Here is a 26,235-nt window from a genome sequence, read left to right as displayed (position 1 = left end):
CGGGGGGGGGTGGGGCGGGGGGCGGCGGGGGGGGGGGGGGGGGGGGGGGCGCGGCCGGGGGGGGGGGGGGGGGCGGGGGGCGCCCCCCCCCCCCGCCGCCGTGTTCGGCCGGGTGCGGTCCGGGCGCCGATAATGGGACGCATGAACGAGAACGTCCCCGGCCTGCCCGCCCTCGAACGCTGCGCGGTGATGGGGGTGGTCAACGTCACCCCGGACTCGTTCTCGGACGGGGGGCTGTGGCTGGACCCGGCGAAGGCGGTCGCGCACGGGCTCGACCTGGTGGCGCGCGGGGCGGACCTGGTGGACGTCGGCGGCGAGTCGACCCGGCCGGGGGCGGTGCGGGTGACCGAGGCGGAGGAGCTGCGCCGGGTGGTGCCGGTGGTCACCGAGCTGGCCCGGGCCGGGGTGGTGGTCTCGGTGGACACCATGCGGGCCGCGGTCGCGGAGGCGGCCGTCGCGGCCGGCGCCCGGGTGGTCAACGACGTCTCCGGCGGCCTCGCCGACCCGGACATGGCGGGGGTGGTCGCGGCGACCGGCGCGCCGTTCGTGGTGATGCACTGGCGCGGCCAGTCCGCCGACATGGACGCCCTGGCGGTGTACGACGACGTGGTCGCCGACGTGGTGCGGGAGCTGACCGTCCGGGTGGAGGAGCTGCTGGCCGCCGGGGTGAAGGAGGAGCAGCTGATCCTCGACCCCGGCCTGGGCTTCGCCAAGACCGGCGCGCACAACTGGGCGCTGCTGGGCAGGCTGGACGCGCTGACCGCGCTCGGACGGCCGGTCCTGGTGGCGGCTTCGCGCAAGCGCTTCCTGGGTACGCTGCTGGCCAACCCGGAAACCGGGGAGCCGCGGCCGGCGCGGCAGCGGGACGACGCCACGGCGGCGGTCTCGGTGCTGTCGGCGAAGGCGGGTGCCTGGGCGGTCCGGGTGCATGACGTGTCCGGCACGGCTGACGCCGTACGAGTCGTCGCGGCCTGGGAGCAGGCGGCGCAGAGGGGGTAGGCGTGGCGGAGGCAGCGAGCGGCGGCAACGACCGGGCGGCGGCGCTGGAGCCGGACCGGGAGGCCGTCCTGGCGGTCAACCAGGCGCTCTACGAGGCGCTGGAGAACGGCGACCTGGACGCCGTCGAGGCGATCTGGCTGGGGCCCGGCGAGGCGGGCGACAAGGGCGGCGTGTTCTGCGTGCACCCGGGCTGGCCGGCGCTGTCCGGCCGGGCCCAGGTGACCCGCTCGTACATGCTGATCATGGCGAACACCGAGTACATCCAGTTCTTCCTGACCGACGTCGAGGTGGACGTCCAGGGCGACGTGGCGCTGGTCACCTGCACCGAGAACATCCTGTCCGGCGGCGAGCCGGAGGAGGAGGGCGAGCTCGGGCCGCTGGTCGGCGGCAAGGTGGTGTCGACGAACCTGTTCCGGCGGACGGCGGACGGCTGGAAGCTCTGGTCGCACCACGGGTCGCCGGTGCTCACCAGCGGGGACGACGAGGACGACGACGAGGAGGAGTAGCCCGCGCGGGCGGCCGGCCGGCGGCCGGCGGGGGCGGGCGGCGCGCGGAAGTCAAGGGCCGAGGTGGCCGGTCCGATCGGGTGGGCGGCCGGGGAGGCGGTCCCTGGCGGTCGGTGCTCGAAGGTAGATTCGAGGGGCGGCGGGCGACGGTGTCCGCCGGTCCCCGCCCCGGGCGGGGCCGTCAGCTGGGAGCAGTGATTCTTTTGCTGGACCGCGTCACCCTGCGCGGGCTCCGTGCCCGCGGCCACCACGGCGTCTTCGAGCGCGAGCGGGTCGAGGGCCAGACCTTCGTGGTCGACCTGGTGCTGTTCCTCGACACCCGCCCGGCCGCCGCGGGCGACGACCTGACCCGCACCGCGCACTACGGCGTGATCGCGGAGGAGGTCACCTCGGTGATCGCGGGCGACCCGGTCGACCTGATCGAGACGCTGGCCCAGCGGATCGCCGACCGGTGCCTGCGCCACGAGGTGGTCGAGGAGGTCGAGGTCACCGTGCACAAGCCGGACGCCCCGATCACCGTCCCGTTCGACGACGTCACCATCACGATCCGCCGGGGCCGCGCCTGACCGCCCCCGGTGGAGCCCGAGCAGAGGGAACTCCATTGGCCACGACCGACCCGACCGCCACGCCGACCACGTTCGACCTGCAGGGCAGGGTGGACCGCGTGGAGTCCACCCTGCACGACTCCCGCACCGCCGCCGTCGCCCTCGGCAGCAACCTGGGCAACCGCCTGGAGACCCTGCAGGGCGCCGTCGACGCGCTGGAGGACACCCCGGGGGTGCGGGTGACCGCGCTGTCCGCGGTGTACGAGACCGACGCCGTCGGCGGACCGGAGAACCAGCCGAGCTACTTCAACGCCGTCGCGGTGCTGCGCACCTCGCTGCCGCCGCGCGACCTGCTGGAGCGGGCCAACGCGGTCGAGGACGCGTTCGGCCGGGTCCGCGAGGTCCGCTGGGGGCCGCGCACCCTGGACGTCGACGTGCTCGCCTACGAGGGCGTCACCAGCGACGACCCGCAGCTGACGCTGCCCCACCCGCGCGCCCACGAGCGGGCGTTCGTGCTCGCCCCCTGGCAGGACGCAGACCCGTCCGCCGAGGTGCCCGGCTACGGGCCGGTCGCCGAGCTGCTGGCGGGCCTCGGCGGGCCCGCCGCGCAGGGCGTGCGGCTCCGGGAGGACCTGCGGCTGCGGCTGCCCGAGTGAGCCGCTGAGGCGGCCGCGCGCGCCCGGCCCGGGAACTTCCGGGCGCACGCGGCCGTAGGTCCCTGCGGGCGCGCCCCGGCCGGTACGGTGGGCTGGCGGTGGCGCCCGCCGCCGAACCACTGGAAGGAAGCCCGTCCGCGTGAAGCCGCTCCGTCTCCGTCTGCTGCTCGGCATCACCGCGATCACCGGGCTGCTGTCCTGGGGCGGTGCCCGGCTGTGGGACTCGCTGGGCACGCTGCCCGGGGTGCCCGCCTACGCGCCGTACGTGCTGGCCGCGGTCGCCGTGGTGCTGCTGGCCGCGGCGCTCTCGCTGCGCTCGCGGCTCAAGGCGGTGCGCGAGCGGCAGCCCGGCGCCAAGGGCGTCGACCCGCTGCACGCGGCCCGGGCGCTGGTCCTCGGGCAGGCCAGCGCGCTGGTCTCGGCGGTGGTGACCGGGATCTACGCGGGCGTCGGGGTGTTCCTGCTCGGCTCGCTGGACGTCGCGGCCCGCCGGGCACAGGCCCAGACCGCGCTGTTCGCGGTGCTGGCGGGCGCGGCGGTGATCGCGGTCGCGCTGTGGCTGCAGCACGTCTGCAAGCTCCCGGACGACCACGACGACCCCGAGCACCCGCGCGGCACCGCCGCCTCCCCGCGCTGACGGGCCGTCACCGACGGGTCACCGCCGGTGGCCGACACGCACTGTCAAGGCCCGAATGGGGGGCGAGGCTGACAGCGCCGTGATTCGCACGCTAGTTTCTAGCCATGTCTCGCGGACGCCACCGTCATTCCTCCGTCCTCGGCCGGCTGCTGCCCCCGGTCGCCTCCGGTGTGCTCGTGGTCGCGGCGGTGGCCGCGCTGGTGGCCAGTCCGGACCAGGTGGTGGCCCGCTCGGTCGGGATCGCCGCCGTCGTCGCCGTGGTCGGCCTCGCCCTGGTGCTGCGCCAGCGCGACCGGACCGCCCGCACCGCCGCCGAACTCGCGGTGGTGCGCCGGCTGCGCGCCGAGGAGCGCTACGAGGAGCAGATCGCCGAGGCCGAGTACGCGGCCGAGGTCGCCGAGGAGCGCGCCACCCGGTTCGGCCGCCGGCTGACCGCCGAGAAGTCCCGGCTCGCCAAGGCCGAGACGGAGATCGCCCGGCTGCTGCGCGAGCGCGCCGTGATGGTCGCCGAACAGGCCCTCAAGGAGGCCGAGGCGGCCCGCCGGGCCGTCGAGGCCGCCCGGCCCAAGAACCCGGTCACCCCCGCCTCGTACGTCCGCGCGCAGGCCGCGCTGCGGCACCTGGAGCGGCAGGCGGCGGTCGCCGAGGCGCGCCGCGAGGTGGACGAGCGGGCCCAGGTCGAGCTGCGCCCGAAGACGCCCGACCCGGTCTCGGTCACCGACCCGTCCGCGCTGCGCCCGGTCGGCCCGGCGCTGCCCGCGCAGGCCGCCGCCCGGACGGCCGCCGTGCCGGCGCCGCAGCGGCCGCGGGCCACCGCGTTCAGCTTCTTCGGCCGTCCCGGCACCGCCCGCGCCGCGCTGCGCCCCGGCGCGCCGGCCCCCGCGGTCGGCGACCTGGCGGACGTGGTGGGCGACGAGGCGATGGCCGACAGCGAGCGCTACGCGGTGCTGGACGGCGCCCCGGTGGACGCCGCGCAGCCGCCCGCGCACCAGGCGGTGGAGCAGCCGCCGAGCCACCAGCACGCCGAGTCGGACACCGAGCCCGAGGTGGTCGACCTGACCGCGCACGACGAGACCGAGCTGCTGGAGCTGCCCGAGCTGCGGGCCGGCCGCTCCTGAGGCGCCCGGCGCACGCGAACGGCCCCCGGATCCTTCCGGGGGCCGTTCGCGCGGGCGGCGCGGGTCAGACGTTGACGCCGAAGTCCTGGGCGATGCCGACCAGGCCGGAGGCGTAGCCCTGGCCGATGGCGCGGAACTTCCACTCGGCGCCGTTGCGGTACAGCTCGCCGAAGACCATCGCGGTCTCGGTCGCCGCGTCCTCGGAGAGGTCGTAGCGGGCGATCTCGGCGCCGCCGGCCTGGTTCAGCACCCGGATGTAGGCGTTGCGGACCTGGCCGAAGCTCTGGCCGCGGTTGTTGCCGTCGTAGATCGACACCGGGAAGGTGATCCGCTGCACGTCGGCGGGGAGCGCGGCGAGGTTGACGTTGATCTGCTCGTCGTCACCCTGGCCCTCGCCGGTGCGGTTGTCGCCGGTGTGCACGACGGTGCTGTCCGGGGTGCTGGTGTTGTTGAAGAACACGAAGTGCCGGTCGGAGTAGACCTTGCCTTCGCCGTTCAGGACGATCGCGCTGGCGTCGAGGTCGAACTCGGCACCGGTGGTGGTGCGCACGTCCCAGCCGAGGCCGACGGTGACCGCGGTCAGGCCGGGGGCCTCCTTGGTCAGCGAGACGTTGCCACCCTTGGAGAGGCTCACGGGCATGGTCTGTGGTGTCCCTTCGGTCGGTTTTGCCCAGAGAACGCGGGACGGGCGGTCTTTGGTTCCAGCACTTGGTGGACGGACGGATTCCTCCCCCCGCCGCTCCCTCCGGACCCGGACCCCGCGACAGCTCAGATTCTCGGGTAGCGGCCCTGCACGGTCCAGACGTTCGGGTTGTCGGCGAGTCCCTCGTGCAGCTCGGTCAGGTCGGCCAGCACGTCCTGCAGGAAGTCCCGCGCCTCGCGGCGCAGTTCGGCGTGCCGGACGACCAGCGGCTCGTCGTCGGGGCGCCAGGTGGCGGTGATCTCCACCCAGCCGAAGCGGCGGGCGAAGCGCAGCAGCTCGGTGTTCTGGGTGAAGTCCAGGTCCTCGGTGCGGACCCGGGCCTCCCGGCTGCCGCGCGGGTCCTCGTCGAGCCGCTCGACGACGTCGCACAGCGCCCAGGCGAAGTCCAGCACCGGCACCCAGCTCCAGCGGGTCTCCACCCCCGTCCCCTCGTCGGTCTCCAGGTAGACGTCCCCCGCGAACAGGTCGTGCCGCAGCGAGCGGACCGACGCGGTGCGGTAGTCGGTCTGCGGGGGGTCGGGGAAGCGGGTGGAGAGGGAGTAGCCGAGCTCGATCACGTCCGCCATTGTGCCCGCCGCGGCGGCTTAACCAGGTGACGGGGGCCGCGGACGGGCGGGATGATGGGCCCCATGACTGAGCCCGTGCGCGTACGGGGTTCGGTGGTCGTTCCCGACGCCGAGCTCGTCTGGCGCTTCTCCCGATCCTCCGGCCCCGGCGGGCAGCACGTGAACACCTCGGACTCCAGGGTCGAGCTGCGCTGGGACCTCGCGGCCTCCGACGCGCTGCCCGCGGTGTGGAAGGAGCGCGCCCTGGAGCGGCTGGCCTCCCGGCTGGTCGACGGGGTGCTGGTGGTGCGCGCCTCCGAGCACCGCTCGCAGTGGCGCAACCGCGAGGTGGCGGCGGCCCGGCTGGCCGCGCTGCTCGGGGAGGCCGTGGCGCCGCCGCCGAAGGCCCGGCGGGCCACCAAGCCGAGCCGCGGCATGGTCGAGCGGCGGCTGGAGAACAAGCGGCACCGGGCCGGGCTCAAGGAGGGCCGGGGCCGGATCCGGCCGGAGCGCTGACGGCGCCTCAGCCGAGCCTGCGGTAGCCGCCGCGCAGGTACAGCAGCGGCCGCCCGGCCGGGTCGGGCACCTCGGCGGCCAGCACCCGGCCGAGCACCAGGGTGTGGTCGCCGGCCGCGATCCGCTGCTCGGTGCGGCACTCCACGGTGGCCAGCGCGCCGTCGACCAGCGGGGCGCCCGCGTGCGCGCCCCGGTGCCAGGGCGCGTCGGCGAACAGCAGCCGGTCGCTGAGCCGGCCCTTCATCGCGAACCGCGAGGCCAGCGTCCGGTGCTCCTCGCCGAGCAGCGACACCGCCCAGGTCTCGGCCCGGGACAGCAGCTCGTCCATCCGCGAGTCGGTGCGCAGCGAGACCAGCACCAGCGGCGGTTCCAGCGACACCGACAGGAACGAGGTCGCGGTCATGCCCGCGTCCTCGCCGTCCTCCGGGTCGTGCGCGGTCAGCAGCGAGACGCCCGCCGCGAGTTGGCCGAGGGCGGCCCGGAACTCCTCGGGGGTGGCGCCGGCCGCCCCGGGGGCGGCGGACGCGGGGGCGGCGGGGGATCGCTGGGAGCTGTACACGCACCGCACGGTAGTCGCCGGTCGGGCGGGTCGACATCGGGCGGTGGTCGTAGTCCGGTCGTAGGTCCGTGCGGCCCCGGGGTGCGAACTCCTTGATCATGGTGTGATTTGAGTCACAGTGACCGGCTATTGCTGACCGAGCGTGCCTATCGCAGTGCTCGCTGTGATTCAGTTCTTCTGGCAATCGGACGACACTTTTTCAGCCCCATCCGAAGCAGCCGGGGAGCCCCCGCATGGAAGCCGAGTCGGAGCCCTACGTCCGCCTCGCGACCCTCCGCACCTTGCACCGGGTCGTGGCGGACCTCAACGCTGCCCGGAGCCTGGCGGGGACCCTGCAGGCGGTCGTCGAGGGCGCGGTCCACGGGCTCGGGTTCGACGCCGCCGCGGTCAGCCTGGTCCGCCCCGACGGCGACCTGGTGGTCGCCGCCGTCTGGGAGATCGAGGAGAGCGCCTTCGGCGGCCCCGCCGTGCTGCTCGGCCAGGTCGGCTCCCGCGAGTCCTGGGAGCGGATGCTGCAGGTCGCCGACCACTGGGGCACCCTGCGCTTCCTGCCGCACGACCGCGGCTGGGCGATCGCCACCGACGTCCCGACCTGGACCGGCGACGGCCCGATGCCGGTCTACGGCAACGACTGGCACCCCGCCGACGTCCTGCTCGCGCCGATGTACAGCGCCGGCGGCGACCTGCTCGGCATCCTCTCGGTGGACCGCCCGCGCAGCGGCAAGCGCCCCGGCGCCTGGACCCGCGAGGCGCTGGAGATGTTCTCCCTGCAGGCCTCGATAGCCATCGGCAACGCCCGGCTGCGGGCCGAGATGCAGCGCGCGCTGGCCCGGCTGGAGAAGGAGCAGCAGGCCCTGCGGGCCAGCGAGGAGTCCTTCCGGCAGGCCTTCGAGTACGCCCCCAGCGGGATGGCCATCACCGAGCTGCACGGCGACGCGATGGGCCAGCTCACCCGGGTCAACGACGCCCTGTGCCGGCTGCTGGGCCGCCCCCGGGCCGCGCTGCGCCAGCAGCGCTTCGTCGACCTGGTCCACCCCGACGACCTGGACCTGCTGCTGCGCACCAGCGCCGAGGGCGGCCGGGCCGAGCTGCGGCTCTCCCGCCGGGACGGCGGCTACCAGTGGGTCTGCCTGCGCAACTCGGTGGTCGCCGACGCCGCCGAGGGCCCGAGCTTCCTGCTCACCCACGTCGAGGACATCGAGGACCGCAAGCGCCACGAGCTGCAGCTCGCGCACCGGGCCAGCCACGACGCGCTGACCGGCCTGCCGAACGGAGCCGAGCTGCGGGCCCGGCTGGCCCGCCGGCTCTGTCCGCTCGCGCCGCCCGCCGCGGGCACCCCCGAGATACCCGGACAGGCGGCGCACCCGCAGTACGCCCCGCAGCACGCCCAGCAGCCGTCCCACGCCGCGCAGGACGGCCGGGCGGCGCCCTGGCCGCCCGCCGCCCCCGCCCACGACCACGTGGGCCCCGGCGGGGCCCTGGAGCGCGAGCGCGCGGCCTTCCCGCCCGGCACCCACCACGTGCACGCCGTGGTCCCCGCCGAGCAGCCCCCCGGCGACCTGTGGCACGGCCACCGCCGCGGCGCGCACGCCGCCGGCGAGCGCGGCCTCGCGGTGCTCTACTGCGACCTCGACGGCTTCAAGCTGGTCAACGACCGGCACGGCCACAACACCGGCGACGCCGTCCTGATCGAGATCGCCCGCCGGCTCCAGCAGGTCGTCCGGGAGGGCGACACGGTGGCCCGGATGAGCGGCGACGAGTTCGTCGTGCTGGCCGACAACATCGGCCGCGAGGAGGCCAAGGAGCTGGCCGGGCGGCTGCGCGGGGCGATCCTGCCGCCGATGCGGATCGACAACCGGGCGGTCCGGGTCGGCGTCAGCCTGGGCATCGGCTGGGCCGGCTGCGGGATGAGCATCGACGAGGTGCTGCACTCCGCGGACGAGCGGATGTACGACGAGAAGCGCACCCGGGGCGGTCCGGCCCGGGGTTCGCGCGGCGAGCGCTCGCACCGCCGGGCGGGCTGAGGACCCCCGCCGGCGGGCCCGCACCGCTTCGCTCCCGCTCGGTCCGGGCAGGTAGGGTGCCCTGGGTACGAGAGCATCCAGTCCAGGGGAGTCGAACGTGACCACGCCCGGCAACAGCGGCGCAGCGCCCGAGGGCGAGGAAGACCCCTTCGCGTACCTGTACCGCCCCGCCGAGGGCGAGCAGCCCGCCGCCGAGCGCCCCCGGAGCGGCTACAGCCGTCCGATGGAGGTCGGTCGGGCCAGCTACGGCGAGCGGCCGGCCTACCAGCAGACGCCGCCGCCCGGGCCGGTGCCCGGCTACGGCCCGGCGCACGAGCCCACCACCGCGCTGCCCCAGCAGGCCAGGTACGCCGAGCGCTCCCGCCCCCGGCCGGGCGAGGAGAAGCCGGCCGGCCGCGGCAAGGCCGCGATCATCGGCGCGGTCGCGGTGGTCGCCGCGATCGCGATCGGCGCGGGCGTCGCGCTCTCCACCGGCGACCCGGGCGGCAAGGCCAAGGCGGCGGACCCGACCGGCAAGGCCGCCAGCGCGCCCGCGACCGGCCCGGCCAGCCCGACCGCCGCCGCGAGCAGCGCCGCGCCCAGCCCGACCGCCGCGGCCGAGCCGGTCAGCGACGCGTCCAAGCTGCAGGCGCAGGGCGCCGCGACCGCCAACGCCGTGAAGGGCGCGATCTCCGCCGACGGCGGCTACCTCGTCCTCCAGGCGGGCTCCGCGGTGACCTGGACGGTCAACTCGGACACCGGCGGGCAGACCAAGCTCTGGCTGCACTTCAACAACACCGGCACCGACCAGCCCGCCCAGGTCACCGTCAACGGCAAGGACCACCAGGGCGGCGTGACGTTCAAGAACTACTCCAAGAACCCGGCCGCCGACCCGGCGCAGTCCTGGTTCAGCACCAACATATGGCCGGTGCTGCAGCCCGGGCCGAACACCATCACGCTGACCGTCCCGGCGGGGTCGGCCAACACAGTGCTGCTCGACCAGGTCGCGCTGACGCCGATGAGCGTCAGCGACTACCCGAAGTAGCCGTCCGGTCCGGCCGGCCCGCGACCACCCGGGCCAGCTGCTCGACGGTGGCCGCCATCGCGTCCCGGGCCGGGGCGAGGTAGCGGCGCGGGTCGGTGGCCTCCGGGTGGGCGGCCAGGTGGGCGCGGATCGCCGGGGTGAGGGCCAGGTTGAGCGCCGTCCCGACGTTGACCTTGACCATGCCGGCCGCGACCGCCTCGGCGAGCGCGTCGTCGGGGACGCCGGAGCTGCCGTGCAGGACCAGCGGGACGGGGACCGCGGCGGCCAGGGCGCGGATCAGGGCGTGGTCGAGCGCGGCGGTGCGGGTGGTCATCGCGTGCGAGGAGCCGACCGCGACGGCCAGCGCGTCGACGCCGGTCTCGGCGACGTAGCGGGCGGCCTCGGCCGGGTCGGTGCGGGCGCCGGGGGCGTGCGCGCCGAGCGGGGGCTCGCCGTCCTTGCCGCCGACCCGGCCGAGTTCGGCCTCCAGGTGCAGGCCGTGGCGGTGCGCCCAGGCGGTGGCCTCGGCGGTGGTCTTGACGTTCTCGTCGTGCGGCAGCGCGGAGGCGTCGAACATCGCGGAGGAGAACCCGGCGCCGGGCGCGGCGCGCAGCAGGTCGGGGTCCTCGACGTGGTCGAGGTGCAGCGAGACGGGCACCCGCGCGGCGGCGGCGACCTCGGCGCAGGCGCGGGCGATCGGCAGCAGGCGGCCGCCCCGGAAGGCGATCGCGTTCTGGCTGAGCTGGAGGACGACGGGCGTGCCGGCGGCCTCGGCGCCGGCGGCCACCGCCTCGGCGTGCTCCAGGGTGATGGCGTTGAAGGCGGGCAGGCCGCGGCGTTCGGCGACGGCGGCGGCGAGCAGGTCACAGGTGCGGGCGAGCGGCAAGGCGGGAGCTCCCGGTGGGTGAGTAGCGAGGCGCAGGTTCCGCTGCTCACCCCCCGTGCTGGGAGGACCCGGCCGCCCCGGGCGGGGGCGGCGCCGGGTCAGGCCGGGTTGCCGGCCCGGGCGAAGCGGTCCGCGCCGACGATCCACTCGCCGCGGCGCATCACCGCGACGAGTTCGTAGCTGTCGGAGTCGAGGACGACCAGGTCGGCGTGCTTTCCGGCCTCCAGGGTGCCGATGGTGTCGCCCAGGCCCATCAGGCGGGCGGGGACGGTGGACAGCGAGGTGACGGCCTGGTTCAGCGACAGGCCGAGGACGGTGACGGCGCGGCGGAAGGCGACGTCCAGGGTGAGGGTGGAGCCGGCGATGGAGCCGCCCTCGACCAGCCGGGCGACGCCGTCCTCGACCCGGACCTGGAGCGGGCCGAGCGGGTACAGGCCGTCGCCCATGCCGGCCGCGCCCATCGCGTCGGTGATCAGCGCGACGCGCTCGGCGCCGGCCGTGCCGTAGGCCAGTCCGACCACCGAGGGGTGCAGGTGGACGCCGTCGTTGACCAGCTCGACGGTGACCCGCTCGTCCTCCAGCAGGGCGACGATCGGGCCGGGGGCGCGGTGCTGGATGCCCGGCATCGCGTTGAACAGGTGGGTGGCCACGGTGGCGCCGGCGTCGATCGCCCGCAGGGTGACCTCGTAGTCGGAGTCGGTGTGGCCGACGGCGGCGATGATGCCGAGGTCGGACAGCATCCGCACCGACTCCAGGCCGCCGGGCAGCTCCGGGGCCAGGGTGAACATCTTCGCGTGGCCGCGGCCCGCGTCGGCGAGCTTGCGCACCAGCGCCGGGTCCGGGTCGCGCAGCAGGTCGGGGCGGTGGGCGCCGCACCGGTTGTGCGAGATGAACGGGCCCTCGAAGTGGATGCCGGCCAGCACGCCGTCCTCGACCAGCTCGGAGAGCACCGCCGCCTGGCGGCAGACCTCGTCGATCTCGCCGGTGACGGTGGACGCCATCGTGGTGGTGGTGCCGTGCTCCAGGTGCGTGCGGGCGGCGGTGAGCGCCTCCTCGGCGATGCCGGAGGCGTACGAGGCGCCGCCGCCGCCGTGCACGTGCAGGTCGACGAAGCCGGGGACGACGGTGTACCCGGTCAGGTCGAGGTCGCTCGGCTCGTTCTCGCCGCCGAGGCCCGCGATGCGGGTGCCCCGCACGGAGAGCCGGCCGGCGTCGATCACCCCGCCGGGCAGGACCAGTCGGGCTCCGGCCAGTGCTGTACGGTCCGCGGTCACGCGGTCACCTCCATGGAGAGCAGATCCCAGGCGAGCAAGCCGGCGCCCAGGGACGCGGCGGTGTCTTTGAGCATGGCCGGAACGACCTCCGGGGGCATCTGGAAGGTCAGCCGCTCGGTCACCGCGGCGCGCAGCGGCGTGAAGAGCGTGTCACCCGCCTCGGCCAGCCCGCCGCCGACGATCACCGTGGACGGGTCGAGCAGGCTCTGCGCCAGCACGATGCCGTCGGCGAGCGCGTCCACCGCGTCCTGCCAGACCGCCAGGGCCCTCGGGTCGCCGGCGTCGACGGCGCTCGCGCAGGCGGCGGCGTCGGCCTCCGGGTCGCCGCTGGCTCCGGCCCAGGCCCGGGAGACCGCGGAGGCCGAGGCCAGCGTCTCCAGGCAGCCGCGGGCGCCGCAGCCGCACTGCGGGCCGCCGGGGCGGACCACCACGTGGCCGATCTCGCCGCCGTAGCCGTGCGCGCCCGCCTCGATGACCCCGTTGATGCCGATCGCGCCGGCGATGCCGGTGCCCAGCGCGATGAACAGGAAGCGCCCGACCCCCCGTCCGGCGCCGACCCGGCCCTCGGCCAGGCCGCCGGAGCGGACGTCGTGGCCCAGGGCGACCGGGATGCCGCCGAGGCGCTCGCCGAGCAGCTTGCGCATCGGGAGGTCCCGCCAGCCGAGGTTGGCGGAGAAGACCGCGATCCCGTTCTTCTCGTCGATCGTTCCCGGCACGGCGACGCCCGCCGCGAGGGGGGCGGCGCCGAACCGGGCGCGGCCCTCCCGCGCCAGGTCGTCGGCGAAGTCGAGGATGGTGGCGACGACGGCGTCGGGGCCGTGCTCCCGCCCGGTCGGTCGGCGTGCTTCGAAGAGCACCGAGCCGTCCTGGGCGACCAGCGCGGCTTTCATGCCGGTGCCGCCTACATCGAGTGCGATGACGTGCTTCACGGGGGACAGTTTCCCTTGGCCGGGTCTAAGAGGTCTAGTCCAGTTGCTCGATTGGTCTGGTCCTGAGAGGTGAGGTTTATCGCTCTTTGCAGCCTCCTGGGCGGTTTGGGTGGCGAAGCCGTTACCGGCCGTGCCGGGTGACGGGGGGTCAGCCGAGCACGATCGACCGGGTCAGGTTGCGCGGCGCGTCCGGGTCCAGGCCGCGGTGCTCCGCCAGCGCGACCGCCAGCCGGTGCACCCGGACCAGGTCGGCCAGCGGGTCGAGGCCGCCGGCGCCGGAGTCGGCCACCAGCCGGCCGCCGACCGCGGCGACCTCGTCGGCCAGGCCGGCCGGCAGCTCGCCGAACATCCAGGCGGCCCGGCCCGGGGCGGTGATCGAGATCGGGCCGTGCCGGTACTCCATCGCCGGGTAGGCCTCGGTCCAGGCGAGCGCGGCCTCGCGCATCTTCAGCCCCGCCTCCTGGGCCAGGCCGTTGGTCCAGCCCGCACCGAGGAAGGAGAGCTGCTCCAGCGCCACCAGCTCGTCCGGCACCCGCCAGGCGACCGCCCGCTCGGCGTCCGCGGCGGCGGCGGCGACGGTGCCGACCCCGGCCGGCAGGGCCTCCTCCAGCTCCAGGTGGGCGCGGAGCAGGGCGAGGACGGTGGTGGCGAAGCGGGTCTGCACCACCGAGCGCTCGTCGGCGAAGCCCAGGTCGACCAGGTGGCCGGCGGCCGCGGCCACCGGCTGGTCGACGCAGGCGGTGACCGCGGTGGTCGGCAGGTCGGTGCCGTCCAGCAGTCGCAGCACCTCGGTGGTGGTCCCGGAGCGGGTGATCGCCAGCACCCGGTCGTAGCGGCGGCCGGACGGGAACTCGGAGGCCGCGAAGGCGTCGGTCTCGCCGTGGCCGCCGGCCTCGCGCAGCGCGGCGTACGCCTGCGCCACGAACCAGGAGGTGCCGCAGCCGACCACGGCCACCCGCTCGCCCCGGCGCGGCAGGCCGGCCGGGCCGCTCGCCGCCAGCGCGGCGGCGGTGCGCCAGTTCTCGGGCTGGGTGGCGATCTCCTCGCCGGTCAGCGAACCGGTCGGGGTGTCGGTCGGGGACGGGTGCGGCATGGGTGCGGACTCCTTCGGCTGCCCGGGGACCGCGCACGGGAGCGGCTGCCCGCCGTGCGCAAAGCTGATTGATTTATAGCTGTTTCGAGCATGATTGCGCAATGAGGGGGGCTGGGCCCGGGTGTGCGAAGCTGTCCCGACCGGGCGCGGGGCGCGCGGGGCGAGCGCGGGAGGAGCAGGGACGGTGTCCAGGTACGAGCGGTGGAACGCGCTGCTGGAACTGCTGGCCGAGCACGGCAAGCTGGAGGTCGAGGAGGCCGCCGAGGCGCTGGAGGTCTCGGCCGCGACCATCCGCCGCGACCTCGACCAGCTGGCCCGCCAGCAGGTGCTCACCCGCACCCGCGGCGGCGCGGTGGCGCACGGCGTCTCCTACGACCTGCCGCTGCGCTACAAGACCGCCCGGCACGCCGACGCCAAGCAGCGGATCGGCGCGCTGGTGGCCGGCCTGGTCGCCCCCGGCGAGGTGGTCGGCCTCAACGGCGGCACCACCACCACCGAGGTGGCCCGGGCGCTGGCCGTCCGGCCCGACCTGGCCGAGCACCCCGAGAGCGGCCAGGGCCTCACCGTGGTCACCAACGCGCTGAACATCGCCAACGAGCTGGCCGTCCGTCCGCAGGTCAAGATCGTGGTCACCGGCGGCGTCGCCCGCCCCCAGTCGTACGAGCTGATCGGCCCGCTGGCCGCCCAGGTGCTCGGCGAACTCGCCCTGGACACCGCGGTGCTGGGCGTGGACGGGTTCGACGCCGGGCACGGCGCGACCGCCCACCACGAGGGCGAGGCGGCGGTCAACCGGCTGCTCGCCGAGCGGGCCCGGCGGGTGGTGGTGGCCGCCGACTCGTCCAAACTGGGCCACCGGGCCTTCGCCCGGATCTGCGGCCTGGAGGCGGTCGACACCCTGGTCACCGACGACCGGGTGCCGGACGGGCTGGCCGCCGCCTTCGCCGACGCCGGGGTGACCGTGCTGACCGCGTGAGCGGGTGCGGGGCGGGTGCGGACGCGGGCGTGCGTGCGGGACGGGGCGCAGGGGACGGGAGGGGCGGATCGGGGACGAAGTTGTCCGATTACCGGACGGTTGTGCAGTCCACGTTGCGCGTGGCGCAACAGGATCTGACACTTCGATAACTTCCGTCCCTAGAGGTCTGGACCACTGCTGTGGGTAACTGCCAGGGTCGCCGCTGTCACCCTCCCGAAGGCGGTCCCCCTTGAAGCGATCAGCGCTGATCCCTCTCTCCCTCGTCGGATGCCTGCTGGCGTCCGGCTGCGGCGTCCTCTCCGGCGGGGGCGGGGTGACGCTCAACCTGGTCGCCGCCGACTACGGCACCGACGAGGCCAGCAGCAGCGGCGTCTACTGGAACAAGGTCGCCAGGGACTTCGAGGCCGCCAACTCCGGCATCAAGGTGCACGTGGAGGTGGTCAGCTGGGACGACATCGACAAGCGGATCGCCGAGCTGATCGCCAAGGGCAAGACCCCCGACATCGTGCAGACCGGCGGCTTCGCCGACCAGGTCGCCGCCGACCGCCTCTACCCCGTCGGCGACGTGCTCTCGATGGAGACCCAGGCCAACCTGCTGAACTCCTTCAACCGCGCCGGGCAGGTGCTCGGCAGCCAGTACGGCATCCCGTTCATCTCCTCCAGCCGGGTGTTCGTCTACAACAAGACCGTCTTCGACAAGGCCGGCATCACCGCCCCGCCCACCACCTGGGAGGAGCTGCGCAAGGACGCCGACCTGATCAAGGCCAAGGTCCCCGGCGTCACCCCGTACGCGCTGCCGCTCGGCCCCGAGGAGGCCCAGGCCGAGTCGATGATCTGGGCGATGAGCGGCGGCGGCGAGATCTCCGACAGCGTCGGCAACTACACCATCGACAGCCAGGCCAACCGCGACACCTTCAAGTGGCTGCGCACCAACCTGGTCGACAAGGGCCTGACCTACGACGACCCCGGCAAGGTCAACCGCAAGGACGCCTTCAACGCCTTCGCCAAGGGCCAGGTCGCGATGCTCAACGGCCACCCCGCGCTGCTCAAGTCGGCGGCCGCGGCCGGCGTCCAGTACGGGACCGCGCCCATCCCGCGCCGGGCCAAGGACGTCAAGGAGGTCACCTTCGGCGTGGCCGACTGGCTGATGGCCTTCAAGGCGAACGGGCACCGGGCGGAGATCAAGAAGTTCCTCAACTTCACGCTCACCAAGAAGAACACCCTGGCCTTCGACGAGCAGTACAACATGCTGCCGGTCACCCAGGACACCCTCGACGACATGTCCGCCAACCCCGCGCACCAGGACCTCGCGCAGTTCCTGCAGAACCTGCCCACCGCCGACTTCTACCCGTACGGCGAACCCTCCTGGGACAAGGTCAGCAGCCTGATCAAGCAGAAGATGGGCGGAGCCGTGAAGGCCGGCGGCGACCAGGTGCTCGGCGAGCTGCAGACCGCCGCGGCGGCGGAGGCGTCCAAGAGCCGCCAGGGCTGACGGCGGAGGGGCATAGCCTGGGGGCATGGCCGAACTGACCGAACGCGACCGGGCGGTGCTGGAGCTGGAGGCCCGCGGCTGGCGGACCGCCGGCGCCAAGGAGCAGGCGATCCGGCAGGAGCTCGGCATCTCCGCCACCCGCTACTACCAGGTGCTCAACGCCCTGCTGGACCGGGCCGAGGCGCTCGCCCACGCCCCGGTCCTGGTCAACCGGCTGCGCCGGGTGCGCCAGCAGCGGCGCGACGCCCGCTGAGGAGTGTCGCGCCGATCACCGCCCACCACCGCCCGGCGGCCGGTAGCGTCGACGCCATGGGAATCGCCGAACAGATCACGACCCAGGCGGGGCGGACCGGACTGGCGGGCCTGCTCGCCGACCCGAAGTCGGCCGTCGTGGGACTCGACTTCGACGGCACGCTCGCCCCGATCGTCGCCGACCCCGAGCGGGCCCGCGCCCACCCGGGGGTCGTCCCGGCCCTCGGTGCGCTCGCCCCGCTGGTCGGCGCGGTCGTGGTGGTCACCGGTCGGCCCGCCGCGACCGCCGCCGCGTACGGCGGCTTCGCCGGCGCCCCCGGCCTGGAGCACCTCACCGTCCTGGGCCACTACGGCGCCGAGCGCTGGGACGCGGCGAGCAACGCCGTCACCGCCGCCCCGCCGCCGCCCGGGGTCGCCGCCGTCCGCGCCGAACTGCCCGCGCTGCTGCGCGAGCTGGGCGTGCCCGAGGGCACCTTCACCGAGGACAAGGAACGCGCCCTGGCCGTCCACACCCGGCGCGCCCCCGAACCGGACGCGCTGCTGGAGCACCTGCGCGGCCCGCTCGACGAGCTGGCGCGGCGGCACGGGCTGGTCGTCGAACCCGGCCGGATGGTCCTCGAACTGCGGCCGCCCGGCGTCGACAAGGGCGTCGCCCTCCGCGGCTTCCTGGCGGAACGGGACGCCGGGCCGGTGCTCTTCGCCGGCGACGACCTCGGCGACCTGGCCGCCTACGCGGAGGTCGACGCCCGCCGGGCGGACGGCCGACCCGGCGTGCTGGTCTGCAGCGGGCCGGTCACCGGCGAACCGCCGGTCGCCGCGCTCGCCGAGCGGGCGGACCTGGTGGTGGCGGGTCCGGCCGGGGTCGTGGACGTGCTGAACGGGCTGGCCGAACTGCTCACGGGCTGAGCGGACCGCCCGAGGGCCGGACGGACGCGCCACCGGGGGCGCGGGGATACCTCCCCGCGCCCCCGGTGGCGCGTTCTCAGAGCGCGTCGAGCTGGTCCAGGAACCACTGCTGGGGCGGCAGGGCGGTGGCCGCGGCGGCGAGCCGCTTGGAGCGGTCGGCGCGTTCGGCGGACGGCATGGCGAGGGCCTCGGCGAGCGCGTCGGCGGTGGCGATGACGTCGTACGGGTTGACGGTGATCGCGTCCTCGCCGAGCTCCGCGTGGGCGCCGGCCTCGCGGGACAGCACGAGCGCGCAGCCCCGGTCGGAGACCACCGGGACCTCCTTGGCGACCAGGTTCATGCCGTCGCGGATCGGGTTGACCAGGGCGACGTCGGCGAGCCGGTACGCGGCGAGGGAGCGCGGGAAGTCGTCGTCGACGTGCAGGATCAGCGGCTGCCAGTCGTCGGTGCCGAACTCGGCGTTGATCTCCTCGGCGATCCGCCGCACTTCGGCGGTGTAGTCGCGGTACTCGGCGAGGTCGGTGCGCGAGGGGTAGGCGAAGGCGACGTGGACGACGTTGCCGAGCCACTCGGGGCGGGTGCGCAGCAGGTGCCGGTAGGCGAGCAGGCCGCGGACGATGTTCTTGCTGAGCTCGGTGCGGTCGACCCGGACGACGGTGCGCCGGTCGCCGACGGCCGCGCGCAGGGCGGCGAGGCGTTCGTCGACGTCGGGCCGGTGGGCGCGCTCGCGCAGGAAGTCGGCGTCCGCGCCGAGGCCGTGCACGCCGAGCCGGGTGGTGCGGCCGGCGTGGGTGACGGTCAGCGCCTCGCGGTCGACGTCGGCACCGAGGACGGCCGCGCAGCAGTCGGCGAAGGCGAGCGCCCAGCGGCGGGTCAGGAAGGCGGCCCGGTCGGCGCCGAGGATGCCCTCCAGGACGGCGGCGGCGACGTCGTCGGGCAGCAGCCGGTAGTAGTCGGGCGGCGCCCACGGGGTGTGCGAGAAGTGGCCGATCCGCAGGTCCGGGCGGAGCCCGCGGAGCAGCGCGGGGGCCAGCGACAGGTGGTAGTCCTGCACCAGCACGGCCGCGCCGGGGGCGGCCTCGGCGGCCAGCGCCTCGGCGAAGGCGGTGTTGTAGGCGAGGTAGGCGGCCCACTCGGCGCGGAAGTCGGCGTCGAAGGCGGGCTGCACGGGTGTCTGGTAGAGCAGGTGGTGGACGAACCAGAGGGTCGAGTTGGCGACGCCGTTGTAGGCGCGGGCGAAGGTCTCCGGATCGATGTCCAGCATCCGGACGGCCTGTCCGCCGACGTCGTGACCGGCCAGGTCGAGCCGGCCGTCGGGGGCCTGCCGGGCGGCGGTGCGGTCGGCGTCGGAGAGCGCGGCGCAGACCCACACCGCGTTCGGGTCGTCGATCGCGGACAGCCCGGATACCAGGCCGCCGCCGCCTCTGCGGAGGGTCAGCGAACCGTCGTCCTCCGTGCGGAAGGACACCGGGCCGCGGTTGGAGGCCACCAGGATCGGGGCGGCTCCGGACTGCTGGGAGCGTTCGGACGCGTGATCGGCCATACAGCCAACCTTGCCGTGCGATCACCTGACCAAACCACTCGGCGCGGCCGGGGACGGGTGAACAGTGGGGGTCGCCCGGCGGGGGTCAGCGGTCGCGGTACTCCGGGACGGTGGTCATCGGGGGGCGCTCGGTGGCCGGGACGGGGTGGGTGCGGGGGGTGAAACCGTCGGCGGTGCGGGTGTACTGGGTGAGCAGGGGCCGGACCAGGTCGGGGTCGGCCTTGAGCCGGTGGGCGCGGTCCAGGCGTTCCAGGGCGGTGCGGTAGATGGTGGCGGCCATCCGGCCGAGGGCCTGGCCGTCCTGGTGGCGGTGGTGCCGGACGCCGACGTCGACCTGGGCCAGCGCGTCCAGGCCGGCCAGTTCGAGGGCGTCGACCAGCAGGCCGAGCTCGACGCCGTAGCCGGTCGGGAAGGGCAGCCGTTCCAGCAGGCCGCGGCGGGCCGCGTACTCGCCGCCGAGCGGCTGGACGAAGCCGGCCAGCTGCGGCCAGTGCAGGCTGAGCAGCGGGCGGGCGACGAGTTCGGTGACCCGGCCGCCGCCGGCCGGGACGACGGCGCCCCCGTCCTCGAAGGGGCGGTCGTACATGGCCTTGACCAGCTGCAGGGCGGGGTCGGTGAGCAGCGGGCCGATGATGCCGGAGACGAAGGCCGGGTCGAACTCGCGCAGGTCGGCGTCGACGAAGCAGACGATCGCGCCGCTGGTGGCGAGCAGCGAGCGCCACAGCACCTCGCCCTTGCCGGGTTCGGCGGGCAGCCGGGGCAGGATCGCGTCGCGGTGCACCACCCGGGCGCCGGCGGCGGTCGCGGCGGCGGCGGTGCCGTCCCGCGAGCCGGAGTCGACCACCAGCAGTTCGTCCACCAGCGGGACGCGTTCGACCAGCTCGGTGCGGATCGCGGTGACGATCGCGCCGACGGTGGACTCCTCGTCCAGCGCGGGCAGCACCACGCTGACCGTGCCCGCCGGGCCGGCCGCGCGCTTGGCGGCGAGCAGCAGGTCGAGCGGGCGGTCGGCGGCCGTCCACGAGCGGCGGCGCAGCCAGTCGGCGACCTCCGGCAGTACCCCGGGCTCTGGCTGCTCCGGCAAGTCTCGCTCCCTGTCTCGGTCCGTCTCGGGTGTCGGACGCGGGGTGGGTCCGCTCCGGCCTTCGGATACAGTCTTCGTATTGCGATCGTGCCTTCGCACGCGGGGGTCGCTCGCAGCGTACGACCACAACTTCACAGAGCTCATCCAGAGGGACTGAGGGAACGGCCCGTTGAAGTCCCGGCAACCCTCCCGCACGGCCAGCAGGCCCGGCGGGACAGGTGCCAATTCCGTCCCGGACGCGACCGCGCTCCGGGGAAGATGAGGAGAAAGGGCCTCGCCACCATGGCTGTTGACACCGCCGCACCCACCGCCGTCGACCTCGGTCCCGCCACCGCGCTGTCCTGTCGCGAGTGCGGCACCCGCTTCCCGCTCGGTCCGAGCTTCGCCTGTCTGGAGTGCTTCGGCCCGCTGGAGATCGCCTACGACTACACGGGCTACGACGCCGAGGAGCTGCGCAAGCGGATCGAGGCCGGCCCGGCGTCGATCTGGCGCTACGCCCCGCTGCTGCCCGTCCCCGCCGACGTGGCCGGCAAGCCGAACCTGAACCCGGGCTGGACCCCGCTGGTCAAGGCCGACAACCTGGGCCGCGAGCTGGGCTTCACCGGCCAGCTGTACGTCAAGGACGACTCGGGCAACCCGACCCACTCCTTCAAGGACCGGGTGGTGGCCTGCGCGATCGAGGCCGCCCGCGCCTTCGACTTCACCACGCTCTCCTGCTCCTCCACCGGCAACCTGGCCGGCGCGGTGGGCGCCGCGGCCGCCCGGGCCGGCTTCAAGTCCTGCGTGTTCATCCCGCACGACCTGGAGCAGGGCAAGGTCGTGATGGCCGGCGTCTACGGCGGCGAGCTGGTCGGCATCGACGGCAACTACGACGACGTGAACCGCTTCTGCTCCGAGCTGATCGGCGACCCGGCCGGCGAGGGCTGGGGCTTCGTGAACGTCAACCTGCGCCCGTACTACGGCGAGGGTTCGAAGACCCTGGCGTTCGAGATCTGCGAGCAGCTCGGCTGGCGGCTGCCCGACCAGATCGTCATCCCGATCGCCTCCGGCTCCCAGCTCACCAAGATCGACAAGGGCCTGCAGGAGCTGATCAAGCTCGGCCTGGTCGAGGACAAGCCGTACAAGATCTTCGGCGCCCAGGCCGAGGGCTGCTCCCCGGTCTCCGCCGCCTTCAAGGCCGGCCGCGACGTGATCAAGCCGGTCAAGCCGGACACCATCGCCAAGTCGCTGGCGATCGGCAACCCGGCCGACGGCCCGTACGTGCTGGACATCGCCCGCCGCACCGGCGGCGCGGTCGAGGACGTCACCGACGCCGAGGTGGTGGAGGCGATCAAGCTGCTCGCCCGCACCGAGGGCGTCTTCGCCGAGACCGCGGGCGGCGTCACCGTCGGCGTGCTGAAGAAGCTGGTCGAGACGGGCCAGCTGGACCCGTCCAAGGAGACCGTCGCGATCAACACCGGCGACGGCCTGAAGACCCTCGACGCGGTCGCCGACGCCGGCATGACCGCCGTGATCCGCCCGACGCTGGAGTCCTTCCGCGCCGCCGGTCTCGCCACCGCCTGACACCCCCACGCCCCACGCCCCACGCCACGCCCGAGGAGCAGCCCATGAGCGCCAACGTCCGCATCCCGACCATCCTGCGCACCTACACCGGCGGCGCCGCCGAGGTGACCGCCGAGGGCGCCACCCTGTCCGCCGTGATCGCGGACCTGGAGGCGAACCACGCCGGCATCGCCGCCCGCCTGCTGGACGACACCGGCAAGCTGCGCCGCTTCGTCAACGTGTACGTGAACGACGACGACGTGCGCTTCGCCGAGGGCCTGGAGACCGAGATCAAGGACGGCGCCTCGGTGTCGATCATTCCGGCGGTGGCCGGCGGCTGCTGACCGGCCCGCATTCCCGCGGCCGCCGTTTGGTTCGGAATTCAATTTCCGACCCGGACGGCGGCCTCGCGCGTACCGGGGGTCATTCGCGCGCCCCGGCCGACGGCCCGTTTACCTGCGGTTTTCCACCGGGTGGGCCGCCGGAATTCCTCCGGAGCGGAAGGAGTAGAGTGCCGGACGAGGCCGTTCCCCTCCCCGGCCCGGTTGAATCCTCGTTTTCCGCACCGCGCCCCGCCCGTGCAGGATCCCCGTCCGCCCCGCCTTCGTCCGTGCGCCGAGACGCGTGCCGGACGGACCGCCGCCCGTTCTGTCGGGCCGCCGTCAGAATTGTTCCGGCGTTTTGCGGCGACGCGTCCGTTATGTCCCGTGGCAATTGTCGGCGGATGCTCCTTTCGCCCCGTCATATCCCTGGCCCGGCACGGACTTTCCCCGGAAATTGGGCCTGTTGCAGAGGGCGCATATCCGGATACATTCAGCCGCGACAGAGGCTGCGCCGTACGGGGGGGAGTCCCCAGGCCGGCCTTCCAGACCTCCGGGTCCGCGTCCCGCGGATCTCTGAAGGGCCAGCACAGCACAAGGGGAGTTCGCAATGGCTCAGGGCACCGTCAAGTGGTTCAACGCCGAGAAGGGCTACGGCTTCATCGCGGTCGACGGTGGAGCGGACGTGTTCGTCCACTACAGCGCGATCCAGATGGACGGCTACCGCACCCTGGAAGAGGGCCAGCGGGTCGAGTTCGAGATCTCGCAGGGTCAGAAGGGTCCGCAGGCCGACATGGTCCGGGCCGCCGGCGCCTGAGGGCCCGGTAGACCGCACGCACCGAACCGCGGGCCCGTCCCGACGCCAACGGCGTCCGGGGCGGGCCCGTCGGCTTCCCCGGGGCGTCGCGGACCCGCCCGCGCGCGGGGCGGTGCGGGGCCCGATGGGCTTGCACTCGACACCCGAGAGTGCTAATCATTGGCGTTAGCACTCACAGTGTGAGAGTGACAAACGGACCGGGCCGGTGAGGCCCCGGAAGCGGTAGGGGAAGGGACCCCCGCTCTCCTGGGCCGTCCGTCGCGGGCACCCCTTGGTCCGAGCAGTCGACCGTGTCCCGGAGGACCACTTCTGATGGCCAAGATCATCGCCTTTGACGAGGAAGCCCGCCGCGGCCTTGAGCGTGGCATGAACCAGCTTGCCGACGCCGTGAAGGTCACGCTCGGCCCCAAGGGTCGCAACGTCGTCCTGGAGAAGAAGTGGGGCGCCCCCACGATCACCAACGACGGTGTCTCCATCGCCAAGGAGATCGAGCTCGAGGACCCGTACGAGAAGATCGGCGCCGAGCTGGTCAAGGAGGTCGCCAAGAAGACCGACGACGTCGCGGGTGACGGCACCACCACCGCCACCGTGCTCGCCCAGGCGCTCGTCCGCGAGGGTCTGCGCAACGTCGCCGCCGGCGCCAACCCGATGGCCCTCAAGCGCGGCATCGAGAAGGCCGTCGCCGCCGTCTCCGACCAGCTGCTGGCCCAGGCCAAGGACGTGGAGACCAAGGAGCAGATCGCCTCCACCGCCTCCATCTCGGCCGCCGACACCCAGATCGGCGAGCTCATCGCCGAGGCCATGGACAAGGTCGGCAAGGAAGGCGTCATCACCGTCGAGGAGAGCAACACCTTCGGCCTGGAGCTCGAGCTCACCGAGGGCATGCGCTTCGACAAGGGCTACATCTCCGCCTACTTCGCCACCGACCTGGAGCGCATGGAGGCGAGCTTCGAGGACCCGTACATCCTCATCGCCAACTCCAAGATCTCCTCGGTCAAGGACCTCCTCCCGCTGCTGGAGAAGGTCATGCAGAGCGGCAAGCCGCTCGTCATCATCGCCGAGGACGTCGAGGGCGAGGCCCTCTCGACCCTGGTCGTGAACAAGATCCGCGGCACCTTCAAGTCCGTCGCCGTCAAGGCCCCGGGCTTCGGCGACCGCCGCAAGGCCATGCTCGGCGACATCGCCATCCTGACCGGCGGCACCGTGATCTCCGAGGAGGTCGGCCTCAAGCTCGAGAACGCGGGCCTGGACCTGCTCGGCACCGCCCGCAAGGTCGTCATCACCAAGGACGAGACCACCATCGTCGACGGCGGCGGCGACAGCGACCAGGTCGCCGGCCGGGTCAACCAGATCCGCGCCGAGATCGAGAACTCCGACTCGGACTACGACCGCGAGAAGCTCCAGGAGCGCCTCGCCAAGCTGGCCGGCGGCGTGGCCGTCATCAAGGCCGGCGCGGCCACCGAGGTCGAGCTCAAGGAGCGCAAGCACCGCATCGAGGACGCGGTGCGCAACGCCAAGGCCGCCGTCGAGGAGGGCATCGTCGCCGGTGGTGGCGTCGCCCTGCTGCAGGCCGGTGTCGCGTTCGAGAAGCTGGAGCTGGAGGGCGACGAGGCCACCGGTGCCAACATCGTCCGCGTGGCCCTGGAGGCCCCGATCAAGCAGATCGCGACCAACGCCGGCCTCGAGGGCGGCGTCGTGGTCGAGAAGGTCCGCAACCTGCCCGCCGGCCACGGCCTGAACGCCGCGACCAACGAGTACGTCGACCTGGTCGCCTCCGGCATCATCGACCCGGCCAAGGTCACCCGCTCCGCCCTGCAGAACGCCGCCTCCATCGCGGCGCTGTTCCTCACCACCGAGGCCGTCATCGCCGACAAGCCGGAGAAGGCCGCCGCGGCCGCCGGTGGCGGCATGCCGGGCGGTGACATGGACTTCTGATCCTCCGGGATCCGGCGTTCCACGCGTTCGCTCGTGAGGGCGGCCTCCTTCGGGAGGCCGCCCTCACGGCGTTCTCGCCGGCCCCACCCCTCGTGGGACGCTCGGGACGCGGACCGGGGCGCCGGAGGAGCCGGACGTCCCGGACCCGCCCGTGACGGACGCCGTCGCGCTGCCGGCGCCGTTCGACCTCGGGCCGGAGACGACGGGCCTCCCGCTGCCGTAGCGGAGTGCGGGACAATGGGCGGATGGCCAGTTCCGACATCGAAGCCGCCCTGCACAACGCGCGGGCGCTGATCCTCGCCGACCTGACCGCCCGCGACGTCGCCGAGGCGGCGATCGTGTCGTTGGTGGAGGACGCCGTCACGCACCGGCGGTGGTGGCTGGAGCAGTGGCCGGCGGGGTGCGAGTTCGTGCTGGGGTTGATCGCGCAGGACGTGCAGGACGCGCTGCTGGAGTCGTACGGGCGGTGGCCGCTGTGCACCGCGTGCGCCGAGGAGGAGGACGACCCGCACGCGCTGGGGGTGGAGCCGGAGCTGGGGGCGGACCCGCACTGGGTGTGCGGGAAGCGCGGCGTGGTGGTGGCGCGGGTCGGGGAGCTGGCGTGACCCCCGCCGGTTCGGCTGACCGCCGGACCGCCGGACCGCCGGACCGGCTGACCGGCTGACGGGCTGACGGCGGCCGGGCCGGCGGGTGCGGGAGGCGTGCGGCTGGCCCTCCCGCTCAGCCCTCCAGTTCGGCCAGTTCGGCGTGCATGTTGGCGCGGGCCCGGGCGTCGTAGCGCGCGTGCGCCTCGGGGGTGCGGTAGAGCGCGGGCAGCGCGAGGAGTTGGCGCAGGACCTCGGCGCGCCCCGCGCGGAAGGCGTCCGGGGGGACGAAGGAGTACTCGTCGCGGACTGCGGCGGCGTACGCGGCGTACGCCTCGGGCCGGGCGCCGAGGACCGCCAGGTCGGCGTCGCAGAGCACCTCGCCGTTGCGGTCGCCGGGGGCGGGGTGGTGGGTGACGGTGAGCCGGACCAGACGGTCGACCTCGTGGACGAGCGGTTCTGGCAGGCCGGCCTCGCGCAGGGCGCGGCAGGCGAGGGCGGCGCTGCGCTCCTCGTTCTCGGAGCGGTCGGGCCGGTAGACGGCGTCGTGGAACCAGGCGGCGAGCCGGACGGCGTCGGGGTCGTCGGCGTGGGCGGCGAGTTCGTCGACCCGGTCGAGGACGGCTTCCAGGTGGGTGGTGGTGTGGTACCGGCGCTGCGGCTCGGCCCAGCGGGCGAGCAGGTCGCGGGCGTAGGGCTCGGGGTCGGCGGTGGCGCCGCAGCGGGTGAGCAGGTCGTGCCAGCGAGCGGACAGCGATGCGGTCATGGCGTTCATTCTGCTCCCGTCGGTGCGG

The 26,235-nt window shown here is 74.3% G+C and carries 28 protein-coding genes and 1 riboswitch; of the genes, 18 read left to right on the top strand and 10 right to left on the bottom strand.

Features of this window, described 5'->3' with window-relative positions:
* The first annotated feature begins 132 nt into the window (after positions 1-132).
* The 6 genes from folP to ACZ3J7_RS25745 all read left to right on the top strand — a co-directional run bounded on the left by folP (position 133) and on the right by ACZ3J7_RS25745 (position 4,461).
* On the top strand, positions 133-999 hold the full coding sequence (gene folP / locus ACZ3J7_RS25770) for a dihydropteroate synthase (RefSeq protein ID WP_465625154.1): 867 nt from the start codon (positions 133-135) through the stop codon (positions 997-999).
* A gap of 2 nt (positions 1,000-1,001) precedes the next feature.
* Positions 1,002-1,505 (top strand): nuclear transport factor 2 family protein, encoded by a 504-nt coding sequence (locus tag ACZ3J7_RS25765; RefSeq protein WP_465625152.1) that lies wholly within the window; start codon positions 1,002-1,004, stop codon positions 1,503-1,505.
* A 206-nt stretch (positions 1,506-1,711) separates the two neighbouring features.
* Positions 1,712-2,071, top strand: a complete 360-nt coding sequence (folB, locus tag ACZ3J7_RS25760; protein ID WP_465625249.1) for a dihydroneopterin aldolase — start codon at positions 1,712-1,714, stop codon at positions 2,069-2,071.
* Between the two features lie 35 nt (positions 2,072-2,106).
* Positions 2,107-2,706, top strand: coding sequence for a 2-amino-4-hydroxy-6-hydroxymethyldihydropteridine diphosphokinase (gene folK / locus ACZ3J7_RS25755; protein ID WP_465625150.1), 600 nt, complete (start codon positions 2,107-2,109; stop codon positions 2,704-2,706).
* 139 nt (positions 2,707-2,845) lie between these two features.
* The gene (locus ACZ3J7_RS25750) at positions 2,846-3,343 is read left to right on the top strand and encodes a DUF3180 domain-containing protein (protein ID WP_465625148.1); all 498 of its coding nucleotides are present in this window, start codon (positions 2,846-2,848) and stop codon (positions 3,341-3,343) included.
* Between the two features lie 104 nt (positions 3,344-3,447).
* Entirely contained in the window at positions 3,448-4,461 is a 1,014-nt protein-coding gene (locus ACZ3J7_RS25745; RefSeq protein WP_465625146.1) for a hypothetical protein, read from the top strand.
* A gap of 64 nt (positions 4,462-4,525) precedes the next feature.
* Here ACZ3J7_RS25745 and ACZ3J7_RS25740 read toward each other — a convergent pair whose 3' ends face one another.
* Both ACZ3J7_RS25740 and ACZ3J7_RS25735 read right to left on the bottom strand, forming a co-directional pair.
* On the bottom strand, positions 4,526-5,101 hold the full coding sequence (locus ACZ3J7_RS25740; RefSeq protein WP_033217596.1) for a TerD family protein: 576 nt from the start codon (positions 5,099-5,101) through the stop codon (positions 4,526-4,528).
* Positions 5,102-5,229: 128 nt separating this feature from the next.
* The gene (locus ACZ3J7_RS25735; protein ID WP_465625144.1) at positions 5,230-5,721 is read right to left on the bottom strand and encodes a hypothetical protein; all 492 of its coding nucleotides are present in this window, start codon (positions 5,719-5,721) and stop codon (positions 5,230-5,232) included.
* A 72-nt stretch (positions 5,722-5,793) separates the two neighbouring features.
* Here ACZ3J7_RS25735 and arfB point away from each other — a divergent pair, with 72 nt between their 5' ends.
* Positions 5,794-6,225 carry an alternative ribosome rescue aminoacyl-tRNA hydrolase ArfB gene (arfB, locus tag ACZ3J7_RS25730; RefSeq protein ID WP_465625142.1) on the top strand — a complete coding sequence of 144 codons (432 nt, stop codon included), beginning with the start codon at positions 5,794-5,796 and terminating at the stop codon, positions 6,223-6,225.
* 7 nt (positions 6,226-6,232) lie between these two features.
* Here the strand turns inward: arfB and ACZ3J7_RS25725 are convergent, their stop codons facing one another.
* Positions 6,233-6,784: a flavin reductase family protein gene (locus tag ACZ3J7_RS25725; protein ID WP_465625140.1), complete on the bottom strand. Its 552-nt coding sequence runs from the start codon at positions 6,782-6,784 to the stop codon at positions 6,233-6,235.
* A gap of 233 nt (positions 6,785-7,017) precedes the next feature.
* On the opposite strand from ACZ3J7_RS25725, the gene ACZ3J7_RS25720 reads away from it, so the two are divergent.
* Both ACZ3J7_RS25720 and ACZ3J7_RS25715 read left to right on the top strand, forming a co-directional pair.
* Positions 7,018-8,808: a GGDEF domain-containing protein gene (locus tag ACZ3J7_RS25720; RefSeq protein ID WP_465625138.1), complete on the top strand. Its 1,791-nt coding sequence runs from the start codon at positions 7,018-7,020 to the stop codon at positions 8,806-8,808.
* Positions 8,809-8,905: 97 nt separating this feature from the next.
* Entirely contained in the window at positions 8,906-9,832 is a 927-nt protein-coding gene (locus ACZ3J7_RS25715) for a carbohydrate-binding protein (protein WP_465625136.1), read from the top strand.
* Here the strand turns inward: ACZ3J7_RS25715 and ACZ3J7_RS25710 are convergent.
* From ACZ3J7_RS25710 to ACZ3J7_RS25695, 4 genes are all read right to left on the bottom strand, one after another.
* Entirely contained in the window at positions 9,813-10,697 is an 885-nt protein-coding gene (locus ACZ3J7_RS25710; protein WP_465625134.1) for a class II fructose-bisphosphate aldolase, read from the bottom strand. The genes ACZ3J7_RS25715 and ACZ3J7_RS25710 overlap by 20 nt on opposite strands.
* Before the next feature lie 98 nt (positions 10,698-10,795).
* Positions 10,796-11,971, bottom strand: a complete 1,176-nt coding sequence (gene nagA, locus ACZ3J7_RS25705; RefSeq protein ID WP_465625132.1) for an N-acetylglucosamine-6-phosphate deacetylase — start codon at positions 11,969-11,971, stop codon at positions 10,796-10,798.
* Complete coding sequence (locus tag ACZ3J7_RS25700) at positions 11,968-12,900, bottom strand: ROK family protein (protein WP_465625130.1); 933 nt, start codon at positions 12,898-12,900, stop codon at positions 11,968-11,970. Before ACZ3J7_RS25700 ends, nagA begins: the two co-directional genes overlap by 4 nt.
* Before the next feature lie 148 nt (positions 12,901-13,048).
* Positions 13,049-13,993, bottom strand: a complete 945-nt coding sequence (locus ACZ3J7_RS25695; protein WP_465625128.1) for an SIS domain-containing protein — start codon at positions 13,991-13,993, stop codon at positions 13,049-13,051.
* A gap of 184 nt (positions 13,994-14,177) precedes the next feature.
* On the opposite strand from ACZ3J7_RS25695, the gene ACZ3J7_RS25690 reads away from it, so the two are divergent.
* The 4 genes from ACZ3J7_RS25690 (at position 14,178) to otsB (ending at position 17,616) form a co-directional block, all read left to right on the top strand.
* Positions 14,178-14,966 carry a DeoR/GlpR family DNA-binding transcription regulator gene (locus tag ACZ3J7_RS25690; protein WP_465625126.1) on the top strand — a complete coding sequence of 263 codons (789 nt, stop codon included), beginning with the start codon at positions 14,178-14,180 and terminating at the stop codon, positions 14,964-14,966.
* Between the two features lie 229 nt (positions 14,967-15,195).
* Complete coding sequence (locus tag ACZ3J7_RS25685; RefSeq protein ID WP_465625124.1) at positions 15,196-16,458, top strand: extracellular solute-binding protein; 1,263 nt, start codon at positions 15,196-15,198, stop codon at positions 16,456-16,458.
* A 25-nt stretch (positions 16,459-16,483) separates the two neighbouring features.
* Positions 16,484-16,711, top strand: a complete 228-nt coding sequence (locus ACZ3J7_RS25680; protein WP_465625122.1) for a DUF3263 domain-containing protein — start codon at positions 16,484-16,486, stop codon at positions 16,709-16,711.
* A 56-nt stretch (positions 16,712-16,767) separates the two neighbouring features.
* Positions 16,768-17,616: a trehalose-phosphatase gene (gene otsB / locus ACZ3J7_RS25675; protein ID WP_465625120.1), complete on the top strand. Its 849-nt coding sequence runs from the start codon at positions 16,768-16,770 to the stop codon at positions 17,614-17,616.
* 76 nt (positions 17,617-17,692) lie between these two features.
* Here the strand turns inward: otsB and ACZ3J7_RS25670 are convergent, their stop codons facing one another.
* Positions 17,693-19,159, bottom strand: coding sequence for an alpha,alpha-trehalose-phosphate synthase (UDP-forming) (locus tag ACZ3J7_RS25670; RefSeq protein WP_465625118.1), 1,467 nt, complete (start codon positions 19,157-19,159; stop codon positions 17,693-17,695).
* A gap of 85 nt (positions 19,160-19,244) precedes the next feature.
* Positions 19,245-20,243, bottom strand: a complete 999-nt coding sequence (locus ACZ3J7_RS25665; protein ID WP_465625116.1) for a glucosyl-3-phosphoglycerate synthase — start codon at positions 20,241-20,243, stop codon at positions 19,245-19,247.
* Positions 20,244-20,380: 137 nt separating this feature from the next.
* Positions 20,381-20,508, top strand: a riboswitch (SAM riboswitch).
* 17 nt (positions 20,509-20,525) lie between these two features.
* On the opposite strand from ACZ3J7_RS25665, the gene thrC reads away from it, so the two are divergent.
* The 5 genes from thrC to ACZ3J7_RS25640 all read left to right on the top strand — a co-directional run bounded on the left by thrC (position 20,526) and on the right by ACZ3J7_RS25640 (position 25,462).
* Positions 20,526-21,806, top strand: a complete 1,281-nt coding sequence (gene thrC / locus ACZ3J7_RS25660) for a threonine synthase (protein WP_465625114.1) — start codon at positions 20,526-20,528, stop codon at positions 21,804-21,806.
* 44 nt (positions 21,807-21,850) lie between these two features.
* On the top strand, positions 21,851-22,129 hold the full coding sequence (locus ACZ3J7_RS25655) for a MoaD/ThiS family protein (RefSeq protein WP_465625112.1): 279 nt from the start codon (positions 21,851-21,853) through the stop codon (positions 22,127-22,129).
* A 586-nt stretch (positions 22,130-22,715) separates the two neighbouring features.
* Positions 22,716-22,922: a cold-shock protein gene (locus ACZ3J7_RS25650; RefSeq protein WP_014137493.1), complete on the top strand. Its 207-nt coding sequence runs from the start codon at positions 22,716-22,718 to the stop codon at positions 22,920-22,922.
* Between the two features lie 312 nt (positions 22,923-23,234).
* Positions 23,235-24,857 carry a chaperonin GroEL gene (gene groL, locus ACZ3J7_RS25645; RefSeq protein WP_111554792.1) on the top strand — a complete coding sequence of 541 codons (1,623 nt, stop codon included), beginning with the start codon at positions 23,235-23,237 and terminating at the stop codon, positions 24,855-24,857.
* A gap of 245 nt (positions 24,858-25,102) precedes the next feature.
* Positions 25,103-25,462: a hypothetical protein gene (locus ACZ3J7_RS25640; RefSeq protein ID WP_465625109.1), complete on the top strand. Its 360-nt coding sequence runs from the start codon at positions 25,103-25,105 to the stop codon at positions 25,460-25,462.
* 115 nt (positions 25,463-25,577) lie between these two features.
* Here ACZ3J7_RS25640 and ACZ3J7_RS25635 read toward each other — a convergent pair whose 3' ends face one another.
* Positions 25,578-26,207: an HD domain-containing protein gene (locus ACZ3J7_RS25635; RefSeq protein WP_465625107.1), complete on the bottom strand. Its 630-nt coding sequence runs from the start codon at positions 26,205-26,207 to the stop codon at positions 25,578-25,580.
* Positions 26,208-26,235 lie beyond the last annotated feature (28 nt).

It is taken from the genome of Kitasatospora sp. NPDC015121, from assembly GCF_055562955.1.
This window is presented reverse-complemented; position numbering and strand designations above follow the sequence as displayed.

Excerpts from the sequence above, each read along its gene's own strand:
- folP (WP_465625154.1), top strand. The coding sequence starts at position 133 with ATGGGACGCATGAACGAGAACGTCCCCGGCCTGCCCGCCCTCGAACGC.
- ACZ3J7_RS25745 (WP_465625146.1), top strand. The coding sequence starts at position 3,448 with ATGTCTCGCGGACGCCACCGTCATTCCTCCGTCCTCGGCCGGCTGCTG.
- ACZ3J7_RS25740 (WP_033217596.1), bottom strand. The coding sequence starts at position 5,101 with ATGCCCGTGAGCCTCTCCAAGGGTGGCAACGTCTCGCTGACCAAGGAG.
- arfB (WP_465625142.1), top strand. The coding sequence starts at position 5,794 with ATGACTGAGCCCGTGCGCGTACGGGGTTCGGTGGTCGTTCCCGACGCC.
- ACZ3J7_RS25720 (WP_465625138.1), top strand. The coding sequence starts at position 7,018 with ATGGAAGCCGAGTCGGAGCCCTACGTCCGCCTCGCGACCCTCCGCACC.
- ACZ3J7_RS25695 (WP_465625128.1), bottom strand. The coding sequence starts at position 13,993 with ATGCCGCACCCGTCCCCGACCGACACCCCGACCGGTTCGCTGACCGGC.
- ACZ3J7_RS25680 (WP_465625122.1), top strand. The coding sequence starts at position 16,484 with ATGGCCGAACTGACCGAACGCGACCGGGCGGTGCTGGAGCTGGAGGCC.
- otsB (WP_465625120.1), top strand. The coding sequence starts at position 16,768 with ATGGGAATCGCCGAACAGATCACGACCCAGGCGGGGCGGACCGGACTG.
- ACZ3J7_RS25670 (WP_465625118.1), bottom strand. The coding sequence starts at position 19,159 with ATGGCCGATCACGCGTCCGAACGCTCCCAGCAGTCCGGAGCCGCCCCG.
- thrC (WP_465625114.1), top strand. The coding sequence starts at position 20,526 with ATGGCTGTTGACACCGCCGCACCCACCGCCGTCGACCTCGGTCCCGCC.
- ACZ3J7_RS25655 (WP_465625112.1), top strand. The coding sequence starts at position 21,851 with ATGAGCGCCAACGTCCGCATCCCGACCATCCTGCGCACCTACACCGGC.
- ACZ3J7_RS25650 (WP_014137493.1), top strand. The coding sequence starts at position 22,716 with ATGGCTCAGGGCACCGTCAAGTGGTTCAACGCCGAGAAGGGCTACGGC.
- groL (WP_111554792.1), top strand. The coding sequence starts at position 23,235 with ATGGCCAAGATCATCGCCTTTGACGAGGAAGCCCGCCGCGGCCTTGAG.
- ACZ3J7_RS25640 (WP_465625109.1), top strand. The coding sequence starts at position 25,103 with ATGGCCAGTTCCGACATCGAAGCCGCCCTGCACAACGCGCGGGCGCTG.
- ACZ3J7_RS25635 (WP_465625107.1), bottom strand. The coding sequence starts at position 26,207 with ATGACCGCATCGCTGTCCGCTCGCTGGCACGACCTGCTCACCCGCTGC.